This is a genomic window from Ensifer sp. GW821-FHT05G01 (assembly GCF_059419585.1).
Genome location: NZ_JBWKSC010000012.1, coordinates 128483 through 143120 on the forward strand (window position 1 = coordinate 128483; position 14638 = coordinate 143120).

The window sequence follows — 14638 nt, forward strand, 5'->3', positions numbered from 1 at the left end:
ATTTCCGTGGCGACCGCCCGCCGCTGGGCTTTATTCCTTGGGGCGGCTGGCTTCGAAGGCGGCTTTCTGTTCGCTCGATGCTTCCCTTTGGTTCAGCGTCCGCCACTCCTCATAGGGCATGCCGTAGACGATCTCGCGGGATTGCTCCTTGTCGAGTGCGACGCCTGCCTCGTTGGCCGCGTCCCGATACCAATTGGACAGACAGTTGCGGCAGAACCCGGCCAGGTTCATCAGATCGATATTCTGCACGTCGCTGCGTTCGCGCAGGTGGGCAACGAGCCGCCGGAAGGCGGCGGCTTCGAAGGCGGTCTGCTGGTTAGGGGTGAGCTCGGTCATGATCCAATCTTTCCTCGTCTTAGGTATCGTAGGCGCCGGTGCGTGACGGGTGCCGCTCGTAGCGATGCAGGTCCGGGCGGGCGTTGAGGTCGGCAAGAACAGGAGCAAGCCGATCGGCCCATGCGGCAATGCCGGCCTCGTCGGAGATCAGGTCCTGCCGGACCTCGATCAGCGCGTGGGGAATGCCCGGCGCCATGCAGTGGCGGAACATCGTATCCCCGCGCAGCGCGCCGTCATAGGGTTCGTTATTGCCGACGACGATGTCACCCGGCGCCTCGAGCTTCTCGATCAGCGGTCGCACGGCACGCGGGTCGTTGTCCCAGAGCACGGCGGCATGCCAGGGGCGGGCAACGCCTTTCCAGGCGGGCGTGAAGGAATGGATGGAAATGACCAGCGGCGCACCACCCGACGCTGCCGCACTTCGCTCCAGCGTCTCGGCCACCGCGCGATGATAGGGGCGGTGAAAACGATTGAGCCGGCTGTTCCATTCCTCGTCTGTCATCGGATGGTTTCCCGGCACGATCGCGCCGTCGGAAATCTTCATGATCAGCGTCGGGTCGTCTTCGCCACGATTGGGGTCGATCAGAAGCCGCGAAAAACATCCGAGAACCGCCGGAGCGTCAAGCATGGCCGAAAGCCGGCGGACCAGGTGCTCGACGCCGATATCGTAGGCGATATGTCGCTGAAATGCCGCTTCCGGCAGGCCGAGGCTGCCATATTCTTCCGGCAGGCGGTTCATGGCGTGATCGGCGAGAAGCACGAGGCCGGTTGTGGGCTTGGCTTCGATAATCTCATAGGGCGAATAGGACTGCATGCCGTTCCAGTCTGCTTTCGGGGGTTGTGCTTTTTGATTGCATGCGTCGGCGACATTCACAAGAAAAACGCAACTGTTTTGCGCAATCGACACCCAATTAGCCCGATGTAATCGATTAGAGTTACGTTGACTTTCCGGGCTGGTCGTCGCAAGAAAGGCCACGCAAATCAAAACGGAGTTCCATTGGAAACCGTGTCCAGATATCCATTTTCCAAAGCGAAGTCGGGGCTGTCGACATTGGGGGCGATGCTCCTGTTTTCCCTGGCGATTTCAGGCTCATTCCTATTTGCCGGCGAGGCCCGCGCCGATTTTCGCGTCTGCAATGGCACGCAAAATCTTGTTGGCGTGGCGATCGGTTACCGCGCCAAGGAAGGCTGGGTGACCGAGGGGTGGTGGCAGGTTCCTGCGACCACCTGTGCGACCCTGATCGAGGGCGAACTTCAATCGCGATACTATTATCTCTACGCGGAAGACGCGGCCCGTGGTGGTCGCTGGACCGGCGACGTCAACATGTGCGTCGCTGAAAACGAATTCAAGATCTCGGGCGTGCAGGACTGCTTTGCCCGCGGCTTCCAGCGGATGGGATTCAAGGAATACGACACGGGGCGGCAAGGGAGCTGGATGGTTCAGCTCTCCGATACGCCCGGCACGCAGGAAAGCCAGAATTGATGAAGCGGAACAGAAAAGTCAAAATCCTCGCCACGCTCGGACCGGCGTCTTCCGACGAGCAGATGATCCAGAAGCTGCACGAGGCAGGGGCTGATCTGTTCCGCATCAACATGAGCCATGCAAGCCACGACGTGATGCGCACGCTGGTGCAGCGCATCCGCGCCGTCGAAGCGCGCTGTGGCCGCCCGATCGGCATTCTCGGCGACCTGCAGGGCCCGAAGCTGCGGGTCGGCAAGTTTGCCGAGGGCAAGGTCGAGCTCAAGGTCGGCCAGACCTTTACCCTCGACAACAAGGACGAGCCCGGCGACAGCACCCGCGTTTTCCTGCCGCATCCGGAGATCCTCGAAGCGGTCAAGCCGGGCCATCGCCTGCTGATCGACGACGGCAAGCTGCATCTGCGCGCTGAAAAGACCGACGGCAAGAGCATCGTCACGACGGTTGTTGCCGGCACCAAGATTTCCGACCGCAAGGGCGTCAGCCTTCCCGACACGCTGCTGGCCGTCGGCGTTCTGACTGACAAGGATCGCTCCGACCTTGATGCGGTGCTGGCAACCGGCGAGTTCGACTGGGTGGCGCTGTCCTTCGTCCAGCGTCCCGAGGACCTGGCCGAAGTGCGCAAGATCGCCCGCGGCCGCGTCGGCCTGATGTCCAAGATTGAAAAGCCGCAGGCGCTCGAGCGCATCGACGAAATCATCGAGCTCTCCGACGCGCTGATGGTGGCGCGTGGCGATCTCGGTGTCGAAATGCCGCTCGAATCCGTTCCGGGCCTGCAAAAGCAGCTGACGCGCGCATGTCGCCGCGCCGGCAAGCCGGTGGTCGTCGCCACGCAGATGCTGGAATCGATGATCTCCGCGCCGGTTCCGACGCGCGCCGAAGTCTCCGACGTTGCGACCGCTGTTTTCGAAGGCGCAGACGCCATCATGCTGTCGGCAGAGTCCGCTTCTGGCGAATATCCGGTGGAAGCTGTCTCGACCATGGCCTCGATCGCCAGCAACGTCGAGCGCGACCCGCACTATTCCAGCATCATCTACGCGCAGCGCACGCCCCCTGAGGCAACTGGTGCCGACGCGATTTCGCTGGCGGCCCACCAGATCGCCGAGACGCTCCGGCTGTCGGCGATCGTCTGCTACACCTCGTCCGGCACGACGGGCCTTCGCGCCGCGCGCGAGCGCCCGCAGGTGCCGATCATCGCGCTCTCGCCGATCGTGCAGACCGCCCGCCGTCTTTCGGTCGTCTGGGGCCTGCATTGCGTCGTCACCGAGGATGCGACCGATCTGGACGACATGGTCAACCGCGCCTGCCGCATCGTGGCTCACGAGGGTTTCGGCAAGCCCGGCGAACGCGTCATCATCTCGGCCGGTGTGCCGCTCGGTACGCCCGGCGCCACCAATATGCTGCGCATAGCCTATATCGGCTCGGACGGCATGAGCGGCATCTAACGGCCGCTCTCTTCCTTGGGTTGCATGATAAGGCGGGCTTCGGCCCGCCTTGTTATTTTGTCGAGGTCGATCGATCTTCCGGAGAGTTTTTCCACGGCGGCAACGACGACGTCGGTGACGACGTAGTCGGGCTTGTGGCCGAGATTGCCGATCCACAGCAGTTCCGATCCGACAATGTCGCGCGCCAGGCCGCGCGAATGGATGTCGGCGAGAACGATATCGTCACTATCGCCGCTGACGATGATCGTCGGTGCGGCTATCTCCTGATATCGCGGCGCGATCTCGCTGACATAGGCATGAAGATTGGTGACATCGACGGCGTTGTTGCGAAAGGCCAGCGGCCGTAGCACGAGCTGGGGCGCCGTCTTGTCGATGTAGTCGGCGGGCCGGGGATTGGGATAGAAGACGGAACGCGTGCCGCTGTCGATCCTTCTCAGGCCGATCGGCGCGGCGAGTGTGTGCGCGAACAGCCAGCCGACATAGGGCAGGGCCGTCAGCCGATAGTACCAGTCGACGCCGCCTGGCCAGGGATGGGTCGCCGGCGCCAGCAAGACGAGGCCAGCCGTCTTTTCCGGATGGTGAAGGGCGAAGCTTGCGGCAATCGCCCCGCCGAAGGAGTGGCCGACGATGATCGCCCGGGCCATGCCTCTTCTTTCCATCAGCTTTGCAATCGCGTCCGCCTGGCCGTCGGGCCGGTCATTCTCCCGTCCGCCGCGTTCGGAGTAACCGTGGCCAGGCCGATCGACGAACAGCATTTCCGCGCGGCCCTCGAAGGCGGGAGCAAAGGCATGCATCTGATCGAGCAGATTACCGCTGGCACCGTGGATGAAGACGAGCGGCAGCAAGTCGGCTGTTGCCGTCGCCGGCCGATGGACGCTGTTCATGCGGAAGCCGCCGACGTTGATCAGCTCACCCGAGTTCGGGAAGCGCGCGCTGATGGACTGCGCGCTGCGCAGGCTGTAGGCAATACCGACAAGCGTGAGGGCAACGATGAACAGGGCGGCTAGAACCATTGTCTCGGTGGATCCTCTCGTTCGGCAGTGTCAAACCTTCAGGGGACGGATGGCGATGCCACTCGGCTCATGCACAGCCATCGTGGCCAGATTTCGTCGACGGTGCGCTGACGGGCGAGAATAATTCCGGCAACGCGTATCAGCGGCGCCTTTACTGTACCGACGATTCTACCGATCGGTGGTCAATACGGGAGGGGCGGCGACTTGATCGGCTGCGATGCCGCTGCATTTGACCCAGGCGCAGCTTTGTCAGCGGGTTTCGGTGAAAAAGCGAGCGGGCTGAGTTCAGAGCCGTCAGGAGACAGGCGCGGCGTACCGCTCACTCATGATGCCTTGAAGCCTTTCGCCTTCGGGTCACGCGACAGGAACAGGCGCTTTTGTCCGCATGCCCATTGCGAAGGGCAGCGGTGTATCGCTGCTCCGACGGAGGACATCCGGCGGGCTTACGTCTTGCTGCCCGCGAGCTTTTCGGTCAGCTCACCCAATTGCTCCTGCGCCTTTCGGTCGGCGGGATAGATCGCCAGGAGCTGCTCCCACGCCCTCAGCGCCAGCTCGTCCTTGCCGGCCGAGCCGAGGATTTCGGCCATGCCGGTGAGCGCGCCGAAGTGGCGTGGCTCCAGCGACAGGACGTGATTGATATCGGACATCGACTTGCGATAGTTGCCCATCATGTAATGAAGCGTGGCCCGGCGGTTCCAGCCTTCGACGTAGCTGGGGGCCAGCGTAATGACCTGGTCGAGAATATCGAGCGCTGCCGGCTGCTTGTTGTCGGCGATCGCCTTGTCGGCCCATTGCATCAGCAGGTTGACCGTGGCGCTGCCGGAATCCTGCCATTCCATGCGGATCTGGTTGGCGAGCTCGCGCGCCTTGTCGGCGTCTCGTTCCTTCTTCAGGTCGGAGAACAGGGCGTCCACGCGTTGCTTGGGAGTGGTGAGGCTGGCGGCCTCGGTTTCCGGCGCCGTCTCTGCGGCGAAAGCCAGGGTGCCGACTCCAACTGAGGCGGAGAGGAGGGCGGTACACGCCAGAATCAAGGGTACAAAAACTCGCATGGCGAGCATGTTAGCTCGCCACGGAATAGTTTCAAAATCAATTCTGGGACATCGCCGAAGCGAGGTGCCAACAGAAACCAGTCTGGGCTTCAGCCCTGACGTGCCTTGAAGCGCGGGTTCTGCTTGTTGATGATATACATACGGCCCTTGCGACGAACCAGACGGTTTTCGCGGTGGCGGGTCTTCAGCGACTTGAGCGAATTCTTGATCTTCATTTTCCTGATCCGCAGGTTTCGGGGAAACAAAATTCGCCCGGTATTTCTAACAATCAAAAGCGCGCCATGCAGCGCGCTCCGTAAGGTGGGATGGCAAATACCGTGTCACCCCAGTTGTGTCAACCGCAAGAGGCCGGATTTCGGCGCCTTGCCCCGCATTTCTGTGGCTTTGAGGCTCACGTCAGGCGGGTGATGTGACCCATCTTGCGGCCCGGCCGCGCTTCTGTCTTGCCGTAGAGATGGACGAAGACGTTGTCCTTGGCAAGCCAGGCCGGCACGTCGTCGATGTCGTCGCCGATCAGGTTCTGCATCACGCAGTCGGAGTGGCGGACAGGATTGCCGAGAGGCAGGCCGGTCACGGCGCGAATGTGCTGCTCGAATTGCGAGACGATGCAGGCCGCTTCCGTCCAATGGCCGGAATTGTGCACGCGCGGCGCCATTTCATTGGCGACGAGGCTGCCGTCGGCAAGCACGAAGAACTCAACGCCGATGACACCGACGTAACCGAGCGCATCGAGGACCGCCTTGGCCGCAGCGCGCGCAGCTTCCGCGGTCGCCGCGCTGATGGCGGCGGGCACGGTTGAGGTGTGAAGAATGCCGTTGCGATGAACGTTTTCTGCCGGATCGTAACAGGCGACCGCGCCATCGACCGAGCGGGCAGCGATGATGGAGATTTCCCGTTCGAACGGCACGAAACTCTCGAGGATCAAGGGCACGGAACCGAGTGCTGCGAAAGCGCCCTGCGGGCTGTCCTGTTCTGAGCGGAACACGCGCTGACCCTTGCCGTCGTAGCCGAGGCGGCAGGTCTTCAGGACGCCGGAACCGCCAAAGTCGGCAAGTGCGGCTTCGAGATCGGCCTGGCTGTCGACGGCGTGAAACCGGGCGGTGACGATGCCGCTGTCGTTGAGGAAGCGCTTTTCCACCAGACGATCCTGGGCGGCTTCCAGTGCCTTCGGCGGCGGAAACACCGGCCGGGCGCGCGCAAGTCTCGCGGCAGCCGCGACCGGCACGTTTTCGAATTCGTAGGTGATGATGTCGCAGGCGGCCGCCAGGGCATCGAGCGCTTCGTCATCGTCATAGGCGGCGACGATCTGCTTGTTTGCCACCTGCGCTGCCGGACAGTCGGGCTGCGGCTCGAGGATGATGGTGCGAAAGTTCAGCCGTGCAGCAGACATGGCCAGCATGCGGCCGAGCTGGCCGCCGCCAATGATGCCGATGGTGGTCATGCGTCGTCTACCGGATATTCCGCGACGGCAACGGTCTGCTGCTCGCGCCAGTCGTCGAGACGGTCGGCCAGGTCGTTGTCGCTGAGCGCCAGCACGGCTGCGGCCAGCAGTGCGGCGTTGACGGCGCCAGCACGGCCGATCGCCAGCGTTCCGACAGGGATGCCGGCCGGCATCTGCACGATGGAGAGAAGGCTGTCCTGGCCGGAGAGCGCTTTCGACTGCACGGGCACGCCGAAGACCGGCAGCGGCGTCATCGATGCGCACATGCCCGGAAGATGGGCAGCGCCGCCGGCGCCGGCGATGATGACCTTGAAGCCTTCGTCGCGCGCGCCTTTGGCGAAGCTGACGAGCCGGTCGGGCGTACGGTGTGCCGAGACGATGCGGGCTTCATAGGCGATGTCGAGCGCGTCGAGGGTGTCGGCGGCGTTCTTCATCGTCTCCCAGTCGGACTGGCTTCCCATGATGATGGCGACGGGTGGGGTCGTGGTGTCGAGCACGTCTTTAAGGTTCCGCTTCAGGCGATGATGTCGGGAATGATCTGGTCTTCGATCTTGGTGATCTTGTCCTTGATGACCAGCTTCTTCTTCTTCATGCGCTGAACTCTCAGCGCATCGCAGCCGGTCTGGATCATGGCGTTGATGGCAGCATCATAGTCTTCATGTTCCTGCCTCAGCCGCGCTGCGGTCAATCTGAGTTCGGCCTGGTCCTGGTCCGGCATGCAAAGCGATCCCCATCAGCCCGGTTGCGAAGTCCTCCTCGAACCGGAATTTCATGCGCCGCTCTATCACATCTTGGGCGGTAACGGGAAGTTATCCGTCGTCATCATTTCGCCTTCGACAAATGAAAAATGGCGTGGCACAGTAGTAAGGTTACAACCATGGAACATCCGGCATTTACCTGCCGGATGCAAGCAAAAGGAAGGGACTGCCAATGACCATTGAGGCTCATCTTGCAACGCTTGAGAAAAAACATGGCGCATTGGAGCAGGAGCTTCATGCAGCAATGAACCAGCCCTCCACCGAGGACGAAATGATCAGCGACATCAAGCGAAGGAAGCTGCGCATCAAGGACGAAATCGAAAGGCTTCGCTCCTCGACTCACTGATTATGAACGGTAATTCCCAGTAACAACGGGAGGTGTCCTCTCCAAGGAGACGACGCGACAAGGTTCACAACCAATCCCCTCAACGGAAGATACGGATCGCTCGACCGGGTTTGATGCCCGGTCGTTTTGTGTCAGGCGGCGGTTACGCTTCCACCGGAGGATCACGCCCAGAACTGATCCAACCAAAGGTTGAGCCTGTCGAAGCCGGGGCGGTTGATCGCGTAAATTCGCCGGGTGCCATTGGCTTCGACCGAAACCAGATTGCAGTCCAGGAGAGCCTTCAGGTGCTGCGATACCGCAGGGCGGCTGATCGGCAATCCCACGGCCAGTTCGTTGACCGTTTTCGGCGCACGCCGCAATTCCTCCAGCAGGTAACGCCGGTTGGGATCCGCGATAGCATCGAAAGGGTCCGCAATGGTCATGAGCCGACGTTAAGCGAATTCTGGCGGGGCGGCAAGAAAATTGTGCATTGCGGCATTTTCATTTTGCCATGCAATATGATGGTTCGCTTTGATACGCTCAGGCCCCGGCCAGCAGGCTGTTGAGGCCATCCCACAAGAGCTTGAGCCCGGCGATGAAGGCCATGCTATACATGAACGGATAGAAGATCTGCGGCTTCATGCGGCGAACGATGAAGGCGCCGCAGACGGTGGCGACGATCGCCAGCGGAAACAACGTCGCGGAGATTTTCAGATTGCTCATGTCGAGCTGGCCCAGTGCAAAATAGGGGATCAGCTTGACGGCATTGAGGATGGCGAAGAAGCGAACGATCGTGCCGGTATATTCGCGCGGATCGAGCTGCAGCGGTAGCGCGTAGATCTGAAACGGCGGACCGCCGGCATGGGCGACGAAGCTGCCATAGCCGGCGAACGAGCCCCAGAGTGTCGCCGGCCCGGCCCGTTGCAGCTTGGGCTTGATTGTAATTCCATTGCGCATGCGCCAGACATTATAGACATAGCGCAGCACGAACAGCACGGTGATAAGGCCGATGATCAGCCGCAGATAGTCGCGCGAGACATAGGCCGATGTCGCCCAACCGATGAGAATGCCGGCGATGGCGCCGGGCAAAAGCATGATCAGGGTCTTGCGATCGCCATGCTTGCGCCACATCCAGAGCGAGACGAGATCCATCGCAATCAGGATCGGCAAAAGCAGCGCTGCCGCCTGAACCGGTGAGACGGCCATGGACAGGATCGGCACGCCCATCAGCGAAAGGGCCTCGCCCATGCCGCCCTTGCTGAGGCCAACGAGAAGAACCGCCGGTATGGCGACGAGATAGAAGTCGAGGTCGGGAAGCATCGGTGGCGGTTGATCCTTTTGACGTCTCCGTCTATCGGTTTTCCCGAACGAAATCGAGCGCTGGTTTCCGCCGTCGAGCGGGCACAGCCGGAAATGGATGTCATGAGCAAGACAAGTGAACGCTGCCGCCTGGTGCTGATCGCACCCGATATCGCCGATCCGGCGGAACGCGCCAAGGTGCTTGCCGACGCCCTGAAGGGCGGCGACGTCGCTTCGGTGATCGTGCCGCAATACGGCCTCGACGATGGCGAGTTCCAGAAACATGCCGAGCTTCTTGTGCCGATCATCCAGGAGGCAGGCGCTGCTGCGCTGATCGACGGCGACAGCCGCGTGGCCGGGCGCGTCAAGGCCGACGGCCTGCACATTTCCGGCAATGCCGAAGTGCTCGGCGAGGCGATCGAGAAGCATACGCCGAAACTCATCGTCGGCGGTGGCAACGCGGCCGACCGTCATCATGCGCTGGAAGTCGGCGAAGTGCGCCCGGATTATGTGTTCTTCGGCAAGACCGACGGCGACATCAAGCCGGATGCGCATCCGAAAAACCTGGCGCTGGCCGAATGGTGGGCCTCGATGATCGAGATCCCCTGCATCGTCATGGGCGGTACGGATCCGCAATCGGCGCTGGCGGCTGCCGAAACCGGGGCCGAGTTCGTTGCCCTTCGTCTGGCCGTCTTCGGCGAGCCTGAGCAGGCGCCCTCGGTCGTTGCCGCCGTCAACGCGCTTCTTGACGAAAAAGCGCCACGGTTTGAAGATTAAGACGTGTCGATGTTGTACCGACAGTCGTCAAAGCTCAGCTGGGGCGTTGCCCTCCTTGCCGCCGCCGCTACCGTCGCGACGACGCCGGTGCGTGCGCAGGAACAGCCAGTTCCTGCGCAGGAGCAATCGGTGCCCGTGCCGGAAAAGCCGGCCGATGTGCCGGGTGAAGGCGTCAATGGCGATGACAGCGGCGCTGCCAAACGCGGCCGCATCACGCCCTTCAATGGCGCAGCGATGCCGGAAGACGGCACTGCCGCCGGCAAGCCTGTGGGCAAGCCGGGTGATCCGGTAGCGAAGAAGAAGGCCGGAGACGGCACGGTGCCGTCACAAGGCGTCAACGTCTTCGACCGCATGGGCGCGGAGTTGCCGGCCTTGCCGGCGGAAAAGCCGTTTGCCGGCAAGGTTGACGAAGCCTACGGCGCTTTCCAGCGCGGTTACTATCTGACGGCGATGGATCTGGCACTTCCGCGGGCCCAGCTTGGCGATCCGGCGGCCCAGACGCTTGTTGCCGAGATCCTGCAACAGGGCCTCGGTGTCGTACGCAATGCCAAGCAGGCGGCGTTCTGGTACGGACAGGCGGCAGAGAACGGCAACCCGGCGGCGATGTTCAAATACGCGCTGATCCTGATGGAGGGGCGCTACGTCAAGCGCGACCGGAAGAAATCCGAAGAACTGATGAAGAAGGCGGCTGATCTCGGCAATGCATCGGCCCAGTTCAACTACGGCCAGACGCTGGTGGCCGACAGCCCCGGGCCCAAGGGCCTCAAGGCGGCGATGCCCTACTACGAAAAATCGGCCGAGCAGGGGATCGCCGACGCGCAATATGCGCTGTCGCAGATCTACCTCAACGTCGATGGCATCGACGAGAGCAAGCGGGCAAGGGCGAGAGGGTGGCTGCTTCGCGCCGCCCATGCCGGTTACGATACGGCGCAGCTCGACATCGCCATCTGGATGATCGAAGGCATCGCCGGCGATCGCAACCTGGAGGACGGTTTCGGCTGGATGAAGCGGGCGGCGGAAGGCGGCAATGTCGTGGCGCAGAACCGGCTGTCGCATCTCTATGTCAATGCCATCGGCACCCGGCCCAATCCGGTCGAAGCCGCAAAGTGGTATGTGCTGTCGCGCCGCGCCGGCCTCAAGGATGATGCGCTGGAAGACTTTTACCTTGGTCTCAACGAGCAGCAGCAGAAGGCGGCACTCAGCGCGGCCAACAAGTTTCGCTCGACCTGACCAGCATTTCTGGCGCCTGAATCTCGACCGTTCGGTGGGGTCAGGCGCTATTTCTCTTGAACTTTCGGGGCTTTTGTGGTCTTGAAGCCCCGATTTTAGCCCTTGGCGCCATTGCTTCCGGCACGCCCCAGGGCGGAGTGATCTTCACTCGGTTTTTTGACGACGGAACTCGATGACAAGCCTTGCCCGAACGGCAGGCGCTTCGCGTTTCGTCACACAGGTTCAATGTCCGATCGAGAAGGCTCGATCGGCCTTCGCTTCACAAGGATCGCCAGATGGCCCGTTCAGCTCTTCTCAATGTCATGGTCCAGGCCGCCTTCAAGGCCGGCAAGTCGCTCGCGCGCGATTTCGGTGAAGTCCAGAACCTGCAGGTCTCGCTCAAGGGGCCAAGCGACTACGTATCGCAGGCCGACCGCAAGGCTGAAAAGCTCATCCGCGAAGAACTGCTGAAGGCACGTCCGACCTATGGCTTCCTAGGCGAAGAAGGCGAAGAGATCATCGGCACGGATGGCGCCCATCGCTGGATCGTCGATCCGCTCGACGGCACCACCAATTTTCTGCACGGCATTCCGCATTTCGCTGTCTCGATCGCACTCGAACGCCAGGGCGAGATCGTCGGTGCCGTCGTGTTCAACCCTGCGACGGACGAACTCTATACGGCCGAGCGCGGCGGCGGCGCCTTCCTCAATGACCGTCGTCTGCGCGTGGCAGCGCGCAAGGCCCTGTCGGATGCGGTGATCGCCACCGGCACACCGCATCTCGGTCGCGGCAATCACGGCAAATACCTGATCGAGCTGCGTCACGTGATGGGCGAAGTCGCCGGCATCCGTCGCATGGGCTCGGCTTCGCTCGATCTCGCCTATGTCGCCGCCGGCCGTTTCGACGGCTACTGGGAGCGCGACCTCGCTGCCTGGGACATCGCGGCCGGCGTGCTTCTTATCCGCGAGGCCGGTGGCTGGTCGACGGATATCGACGGCGGCTCCAAGCCGGTCGACGAAGGTTCGATCGTCTGCGGCAACGAGTACATCACCAAGGCGCTGCGCGACGTCGTTCACCGTCCAATCCCGACGAAATAATCAACGGTCATTCGTTTCATGGCTGCGAAGCCTCCGGTGCACCACGCGTCGGAGGCTTTTGTTTTTCCTTCAATTCGGCGCAAAGTTCGCCTACAGCGCTCCGCGTCAAACATCACGCGCCATGGACGCTACCGCGCTTCAAACCGGCAGCATAACTTTCTCCTTAAATCGATTCCGATTTGAGGAATTATGCAGTAGGCTCCGACGCGTCGCGGCACCGTTCCGCCAAATGCAACCGGGAGAATGGTATACCCATGACGAAACTGCATCTGTCCGGGTGGGACGGTCGGGAAGGCGTGGAAGCAGATTACAATCCGCATAAGCTTTCGAGCCCCATGCACTTTTTCTGGACCATGGTGATCTTCCTGATCATCGTCGGTTTCGTCGGCGCGATTCTCTTTCGGCAGGCACACAATGCCTTTCTCGCCAATCCGGGCCTCAACGGGCTGATCCTCGGGGTGCTGCTGATCGGCATCCTCCTGGCGTTCAATCACGTGCTCGGCCTTCGCCCCGAAGTGCGCTGGTTCAATTCGTTCCGCGCCGCCGGCAGCGCCGACAAGGTCGGGCGTGACCCGGTGTTGCTCGCGCCGATGCGCGCGCTGATCGGTGGTCGCCAGACGGCGATTTCGACGACGGCGCTCAGGTCGATCCTGGATTCGATTGCGACGCGTCTGGATGAATCGCGCGACACCACGCGCTACCTGACCGGTCTTCTCGTTTTCCTCGGCCTGCTCGGCACCTTCTGGGGCTTGCTCGGCACCATCGGCTCGATCAATACCGTCATCCAGTCGCTGGATGCCGGTTCCGGCAGCACCGAAGATGTACTTGGCGCCCTGAAAACGGGCCTTTCGGCGCCGCTCACCGGCATGGGCACGGCCTTCTCGACGTCGCTCTTCGGTCTTGCCGGCTCGCTGATCCTCGGCTTTCTCGATCTGCAGGCCGGCCGGGCGCAGAACCGTTTCTATACCGAGCTTGAAAACTGGCTGTCCTCCGTCACCGACGTCGGTTCGGAACTGTCGATCGACGGTGGCCTTCCGACCGGTGCGCCGGTGGAAGAGTTGAAGCGGCTGACCGACCAGCTCGTCCGTCTCAACCATGAAGGCGGCTCCAACCAGCGTACGACGGCGGCAATGGCGAGCCTTGCCGAGGGCATCCAGGGCCTGGTCAAGAACATGCGCGGCGAACAGCAGATGCTGCGCGACTGGATCGAGGCGCAGCAGGAAGAAGCCAAGGCCATGCGCAAGACGCTGGACAAGCTGACGACACGCATCGGCCACTCCGAGCGCATTTCGGTGAACGGCGAGAAATCCGGATCGCAGGCCAAACACAGCCATGCGGACGACACCGGAGGGGAATGATCCATGGCGCTTGCCCGCAAAGGCCGCACACAGCGCACCATCGATTATTGGCCAGGCTTCGTCGATGCCCTATCGACGCTGCTCTTGTCGATCATGTTCCTGCTCAGCGTCTTCGTGCTGGCTCAGTTCCTGCTCAGCCGCGAGATCAGCGGCAAGGACGAGGTTCTGACGCGGCTGAACAGCCAGATCAACGAACTGACGCAGCTGCTGGCGCTTGAAAAGAGCGGCAAGCAGGATCTTGAAGATTCGCTTGCCAATCTGCAGGCTTCGCTCTCCCAGTCGGAAGGCGAACGCTCCCGCCTTCAGGCCCTGCTCGACAAGGGCGCCGGCAGCGCGGATGCCGCCAATGAGAAGCTGGGACGCGTCGGCGCCGAGCTCGACGCCGAGCGCCAGACCAGCGCTCGCGCCATGAGCCAGATCGAGCTTCTGAACCAGCAGATCGCGGCGCTGCGCAGCCAGATCGCGGCGATCGAGGAAGCCTTGCAGGCGTCCGAAGCCAAGGACGCGTCCTCGCAGACCAAGATCGCCGATCTCGGCCGCCGGCTGAATGTCGCGCTGGCGCAGCGGGTGCAGGAGCTGAACCGCTATCGCTCGGATTTCTTCGGTCGACTGCGTGAGATCCTGTCCGATCGCGAAAACATCCGTATCGTCGGCGACCGCTTCGTCTTCCAGTCGGAGGTGCTTTTCCCTTCGGGCGGCAACGAGCTCAATCCCGAGGGGCAGGTCGAAATGGCCAAGCTCGCCTCGGCTCTGCTCGACCTTGCCAAGGAAATTCCAGCCGAGATCAACTGGGTGCTGCGCGTTGACGGGCACACGGACAATGTCCAGCTTTCGGGCACCGGTCGTTATGCCGACAACTGGGAGCTTTCGTCTGCCCGTGCCACATCCGTCGTCAAGTTCCTGATCTCGAAGGGCGTGCCGGCCGATAGGCTGGTTGCGGCCGGTTTCGGCGAGTATCAGCCGATCGCCGAGGGCGACAGCGTCGAGGCGCGGTCGCAGAACCGTCGCATCGAGCTGAAGCTGACCGAGAAATAGCTCGCGCTGACCGAGACGA

Annotated in this window: 17 protein-coding genes and 1 pseudogene; 8 read left to right on the top strand and 10 right to left on the bottom strand. The window is 62.1% G+C overall.

The features are described 5' to 3' along the window. Positions 1-30: 30 nt before the first annotated feature. Both AC07UR_RS25695 and AC07UR_RS25700 read right to left on the bottom strand, forming a co-directional pair. Positions 31-336, bottom strand: coding sequence for a DUF1244 domain-containing protein (locus AC07UR_RS25695; protein WP_209791600.1), 306 nt, complete (start codon positions 334-336; stop codon positions 31-33). 19 nt (positions 337-355) lie between these two features. Then, positions 356-1150, bottom strand: a complete 795-nt coding sequence (locus AC07UR_RS25700; protein WP_209791602.1) for an N-formylglutamate amidohydrolase — start codon at positions 1148-1150, stop codon at positions 356-358. A 288-nt stretch (positions 1151-1438) separates the two neighbouring features. Between AC07UR_RS25700 and AC07UR_RS25705 the strand changes: the two are divergent. Both AC07UR_RS25705 and pyk read left to right on the top strand, forming a co-directional pair. Further along, positions 1439-1819 (top strand): annotated as a pseudogene (locus AC07UR_RS25705) (DUF1036 domain-containing protein); the annotation flags it as partial. Next, a complete protein-coding gene (gene pyk / locus AC07UR_RS25710) occupies positions 1819-3258 on the top strand; it encodes a pyruvate kinase (RefSeq protein ID WP_173423631.1) in 1440 nt (479 codons plus the stop codon). The pseudogene AC07UR_RS25705 and the gene pyk, both read left to right, overlap by 1 nt. Here the strand turns inward: pyk and AC07UR_RS25715 are convergent. The 6 genes from AC07UR_RS25715 to AC07UR_RS25740 all read right to left on the bottom strand — a co-directional run bounded on the left by AC07UR_RS25715 (position 3255) and on the right by AC07UR_RS25740 (position 7479). Beyond that, a complete protein-coding gene (locus AC07UR_RS25715; protein ID WP_209791604.1) occupies positions 3255-4271 on the bottom strand; it encodes an alpha/beta fold hydrolase in 1017 nt (338 codons plus the stop codon). The genes pyk and AC07UR_RS25715 overlap by 4 nt on opposite strands. Positions 4272-4714: 443 nt before the next feature. Then, complete coding sequence (locus tag AC07UR_RS25720; protein ID WP_173423629.1) at positions 4715-5329, bottom strand: tetratricopeptide repeat protein; 615 nt, start codon at positions 5327-5329, stop codon at positions 4715-4717. A gap of 80 nt (positions 5330-5409) precedes the next feature. Beyond that, a complete protein-coding gene (gene ykgO / locus AC07UR_RS25725; protein WP_053249625.1) occupies positions 5410-5535 on the bottom strand; it encodes a type B 50S ribosomal protein L36 in 126 nt (41 codons plus the stop codon). A 176-nt stretch (positions 5536-5711) separates the two neighbouring features. Then, positions 5712-6761 carry a 5-(carboxyamino)imidazole ribonucleotide synthase gene (locus AC07UR_RS25730; protein ID WP_209791606.1) on the bottom strand — a complete coding sequence of 350 codons (1050 nt, stop codon included), beginning with the start codon at positions 6759-6761 and terminating at the stop codon, positions 5712-5714. Continuing rightward, the gene (gene purE, locus AC07UR_RS25735) at positions 6758-7222 is read right to left on the bottom strand and encodes a 5-(carboxyamino)imidazole ribonucleotide mutase (protein ID WP_038576471.1); all 465 of its coding nucleotides are present in this window, start codon (positions 7220-7222) and stop codon (positions 6758-6760) included. The genes AC07UR_RS25730 and purE overlap by 4 nt, the downstream gene beginning before the upstream one ends. 53 nt (positions 7223-7275) lie before the next feature. Continuing rightward, positions 7276-7479: a YdcH family protein gene (locus AC07UR_RS25740; RefSeq protein WP_077500646.1), complete on the bottom strand. Its 204-nt coding sequence runs from the start codon at positions 7477-7479 to the stop codon at positions 7276-7278. A 212-nt stretch (positions 7480-7691) separates the two neighbouring features. Between AC07UR_RS25740 and AC07UR_RS25745 the strand changes: the two genes are divergently transcribed. After that, positions 7692-7865, top strand: a complete 174-nt coding sequence (locus AC07UR_RS25745) for a YdcH family protein (RefSeq protein WP_065780944.1) — start codon at positions 7692-7694, stop codon at positions 7863-7865. 161 nt (positions 7866-8026) lie between these two features. Here the strand turns inward: AC07UR_RS25745 and AC07UR_RS25750 are convergent, their stop codons facing one another. Both AC07UR_RS25750 and AC07UR_RS25755 read right to left on the bottom strand, forming a co-directional pair. After that, positions 8027-8287: an ArsR/SmtB family transcription factor gene (locus AC07UR_RS25750; RefSeq protein WP_077500648.1), complete on the bottom strand. Its 261-nt coding sequence runs from the start codon at positions 8285-8287 to the stop codon at positions 8027-8029. 97 nt (positions 8288-8384) lie between these two features. Beyond that, the gene (locus AC07UR_RS25755; protein ID WP_209791607.1) at positions 8385-9164 is read right to left on the bottom strand and encodes a sulfite exporter TauE/SafE family protein; all 780 of its coding nucleotides are present in this window, start codon (positions 9162-9164) and stop codon (positions 8385-8387) included. A 102-nt stretch (positions 9165-9266) separates the two neighbouring features. Between AC07UR_RS25755 and AC07UR_RS25760 the strand changes: the two genes are divergently transcribed. The 5 genes from AC07UR_RS25760 (at position 9267) to AC07UR_RS25780 (ending at position 14619) form a co-directional block, all read left to right on the top strand. After that, positions 9267-9920, top strand: a complete 654-nt coding sequence (locus AC07UR_RS25760; RefSeq protein ID WP_209791608.1) for a thiamine phosphate synthase — start codon at positions 9267-9269, stop codon at positions 9918-9920. Positions 9921-9929: 9 nt separating this feature from the next. After that, positions 9930-11150, top strand: a complete 1221-nt coding sequence (locus AC07UR_RS25765; protein ID WP_173423625.1) for a tetratricopeptide repeat protein — start codon at positions 9930-9932, stop codon at positions 11148-11150. 275 nt (positions 11151-11425) lie between these two features. Continuing rightward, a complete protein-coding gene (locus AC07UR_RS25770; protein WP_209791609.1) occupies positions 11426-12226 on the top strand; it encodes an inositol monophosphatase family protein in 801 nt (266 codons plus the stop codon). 254 nt (positions 12227-12480) lie between these two features. After that, positions 12481-13584, top strand: a complete 1104-nt coding sequence (locus tag AC07UR_RS25775) for a MotA/TolQ/ExbB proton channel family protein (protein ID WP_173423623.1) — start codon at positions 12481-12483, stop codon at positions 13582-13584. 3 nt (positions 13585-13587) lie between these two features. Beyond that, positions 13588-14619 carry a peptidoglycan -binding protein gene (locus tag AC07UR_RS25780; RefSeq protein ID WP_173423622.1) on the top strand — a complete coding sequence of 344 codons (1032 nt, stop codon included), beginning with the start codon at positions 13588-13590 and terminating at the stop codon, positions 14617-14619. Positions 14620-14638 lie beyond the last annotated feature (19 nt).

Coding starts and splice junctions, on each gene's coding strand:
- AC07UR_RS25775 (WP_173423623.1), top strand. CDS start 12,481: ATGACGAAACTGCATCTGTCCGGGTGGGACGGTCGGGAAGGCGTGGAA.
- AC07UR_RS25715 (WP_209791604.1), bottom strand. CDS start 4,271: ATGGTTCTAGCCGCCCTGTTCATCGTTGCCCTCACGCTTGTCGGTATT.
- pyk (WP_173423631.1), top strand. CDS start 1,819: ATGAAGCGGAACAGAAAAGTCAAAATCCTCGCCACGCTCGGACCGGCG.
- AC07UR_RS25745 (WP_065780944.1), top strand. CDS start 7,692: ATGACCATTGAGGCTCATCTTGCAACGCTTGAGAAAAAACATGGCGCA.
- AC07UR_RS25695 (WP_209791600.1), bottom strand. CDS start 336: ATGACCGAGCTCACCCCTAACCAGCAGACCGCCTTCGAAGCCGCCGCC.
- AC07UR_RS25700 (WP_209791602.1), bottom strand. CDS start 1,150: ATGCAGTCCTATTCGCCCTATGAGATTATCGAAGCCAAGCCCACAACC.
- AC07UR_RS25760 (WP_209791608.1), top strand. CDS start 9,267: ATGAGCAAGACAAGTGAACGCTGCCGCCTGGTGCTGATCGCACCCGAT.
- AC07UR_RS25755 (WP_209791607.1), bottom strand. CDS start 9,164: ATGCTTCCCGACCTCGACTTCTATCTCGTCGCCATACCGGCGGTTCTT.
- ykgO (WP_053249625.1), bottom strand. CDS start 5,535: ATGAAGATCAAGAATTCGCTCAAGTCGCTGAAGACCCGCCACCGCGAA.
- AC07UR_RS25730 (WP_209791606.1), bottom strand. CDS start 6,761: ATGACCACCATCGGCATCATTGGCGGCGGCCAGCTCGGCCGCATGCTG.
- AC07UR_RS25765 (WP_173423625.1), top strand. CDS start 9,930: ATGTTGTACCGACAGTCGTCAAAGCTCAGCTGGGGCGTTGCCCTCCTT.
- AC07UR_RS25780 (WP_173423622.1), top strand. CDS start 13,588: ATGGCGCTTGCCCGCAAAGGCCGCACACAGCGCACCATCGATTATTGG.
- AC07UR_RS25770 (WP_209791609.1), top strand. CDS start 11,426: ATGGCCCGTTCAGCTCTTCTCAATGTCATGGTCCAGGCCGCCTTCAAG.
- purE (WP_038576471.1), bottom strand. CDS start 7,222: ATGGGAAGCCAGTCCGACTGGGAGACGATGAAGAACGCCGCCGACACC.
- AC07UR_RS25740 (WP_077500646.1), bottom strand. CDS start 7,479: ATGCCGGACCAGGACCAGGCCGAACTCAGATTGACCGCAGCGCGGCTG.
- AC07UR_RS25720 (WP_173423629.1), bottom strand. CDS start 5,329: ATGCTCGCCATGCGAGTTTTTGTACCCTTGATTCTGGCGTGTACCGCC.
- AC07UR_RS25750 (WP_077500648.1), bottom strand. CDS start 8,287: ATGACCATTGCGGACCCTTTCGATGCTATCGCGGATCCCAACCGGCGT.